At 63.0% G+C, this 2,486-nt stretch carries 1 protein-coding gene; it reads right to left on the minus strand.

What is annotated here, in order from left to right; all coding sequences use genetic code 11:
• The coding region (locus A7Z06_RS21465) for a toprim domain-containing protein (RefSeq protein WP_105279585.1) at window positions 1–2,486 on the minus strand (2,486 nt) is incomplete at both ends.

A 2,486-nucleotide genomic window follows, 5' to 3' on the forward strand; every position in this document is an offset into this window, starting at 1 on the left:
CGTTGCCGTCCCCGTCGAACAGCAGTTCATAGCAGAACGTCAGCCCGCGACGGTGGACCAGCAGGTATTCCATTTCGACCAGCCGCGCCAGGTGGATCTTAAGCTGCGTGTCGCCCCACTGCACCGCGTCACGCAGTTGTTTACGGGTGAACAGTATCGCCTCACGCACCTGACCGCTGTCGCTCACCCATTGCTGGATCAGGGTTAACAGTTTCCGCGTCTGCGGCGGCATCTCGTCCAGGGTGCGCCCGAGTATTTCATGTGCCAGGCGGTTCGCCAGGGCGATGTCCTCCCGCGTCACCTCGATGTACTCCACCACCTGCCCGCGATGCTCCACGCGCTTGATCTCCCGCTGGTACTGGTGCAGCAGCGTGATGCTCTGGATCAGCGTCAGGTATTTCATATGGTCGCGCCGGGTGCGCGTCTTGTTGCTCATGAAGGTCAGTTGTGACGCGAACGGGTTCACCACGTTGAGCGGGCGTAACAGCCGCTGCGCGTTCTGGTGAAGCTGAGTGATGTAACTTTTTTCATTCGCCGCCAGCAGGCCTTCCAGCGTCTGCGCGTAACGCTGCGCCGCGTGGATGGCCTCCGTCTGCTCCCGCGACTCGTTCACCGTCAGCACCAGGCAGCGGTTTAACAGTTCTTCATCGACGTCGATCGCCGTGGTGGTCAGCATCAGCATCACCGGGCCTTTCACCGTGTACTGTTTGGTGACCAGGTTGCCGCTGGCGTCGTCCTTGCCCGTACTGGCGATGGTCAGTTCCCCGTCTGATTGCAACAGTTTCAGCGCATACGCCGCCTGGCGCACACCTTCTTCTTCTGCGATGGCGAGGATCTTGTGTTGCAGGTTGGTTTCGCCGAGGTAGAACAGGCTCTGCCCGGTCATGGCGCTGTATTGCAGCCGTTCCTCTGGCGGGATCAGATTGAGCACCGCATCCATTAAGCTGGACTTACCCGCCGCGCTCGACGACTGGATGAGAACGGCAAGCGGGCGCTCCAGTTTGCGTGACACCGCCGCCAGATACGCCGCCGTCAGGTTGGTGGACTCACCCACCACGCCACACGCCGCCATATCAGAAGCGATGCGCCCGGCAAGACACTCGTCGCGCAGCAGATCCAGCGCCGCCTCCCGATCTTCCGGCGTCATCTCCGGGGCGACGCTCTCCGGCTCCGGTGCCGCCTGCCAGTGCTCCAGCGCCAGCAGCACCTTACCCAGCGAACGGCGCAGGTCGCCTTCGGCAAGCCCAAGCTCTGCCGCTGCGGCCCGCGCATAACCGGAACGGCTGCGGGCGCTCATCATATCCACCGCATCAGCGAACACCACGCCGCTGTTGGTGTCCAGCACCTGCGCATTGACCTTCATCGCGGCGACGTTCGGTTTGCGGCTTACGCCCCTGATAGTCCAGCGTTCGCCGGGTAAGGCTACCATCAGTTCGCCATCGGCCAGGGTTTCCACGCTGACGCCCGGTGCAGGCGCGGCGGCTGCGGGTAAGACCGCAACCCCGGCAGCTAATGAAGTCAGGTGTGCAGGCTCCGCGCTGGCCTGCGGCGCGATACTCTCCGCATCGGCCAGGTCACTCATGGGCACCGCGCCATCCAGCAACAGACTGAACGCCTGTTCCGGCTCTGCCACACTGCACAGATAACCGTTCGCATCCATGCCCGCCGGGAACAGTACGCGGAACGTGGCGATCCCGGAAGCGGCTAAGGAAGAAGCCAGTTTCACCGCCGCCTCATTGCCCGCCGGATCGTTGTCGTAGGCGATCAGTACCTGCCTGACGCCGTGTGCCAGCAGTGCGGCCCGCATCTCACCGGTGAAGCCGTTCACCCCGTAAGCCGCCGTGACGTTACGGACCCCGGCGACCCAGAACGACATGGCATCGAGAAGCGATTCGCACAGGACAACCGTTGATGAACCGATCAGCGCCTGCTCATTCCACACGCCGCCGTGAGCGCCGGGAAGGTACAGATGCAGTGGCGTTCCCTTACGCAGATCGCCGCCGATCTTGCGCCCGTACATCTCGCGGATCTGCCCGTTCAGATCCATCACCGGCACAACCAGCGACCCGGTGAAGTGCTCATGCCCGGACTCACGCAGCACACCCACCCCCTTAAGCCGGGCGCGGATCTTCTCGCCTGCCCGTGACTTAACCGCTGGCTGGCGATAAGGCAGCGTGCGGTTGGCGAAGCCGGGTTTAAAGGCGGCGACCAGTTCAGGATGATTAAGGCGGCGCTTTTCCAGATACGCCACCGCTTCCGGCGCGTTCAGCAGCGTGTGATGGTAGAACTCCACCACACGGGAGAGCAGTTGCTGACGGCCCGCTTCATCTTCCGTGAAGATTTCCGGCTCATCTTTGGTAACCAGCGGCACCACGGCGGGATTGTCGCCCAGCTCCGCTTTCAGGCGTTCCGCCGCCTTACGCAGGCTGAGTTTTTCCGTCTGCATCACCCAGTCCAGCACCGAACCGCCCGCGTTACAGCCGAAG

Origin of the sequence: Escherichia sp. MOD1-EC6819 (genome assembly GCF_002965765.1) — a bacterium.
GTDB lineage: Bacteria > Pseudomonadota > Gammaproteobacteria > Enterobacterales > Enterobacteriaceae > Escherichia > Escherichia ruysiae.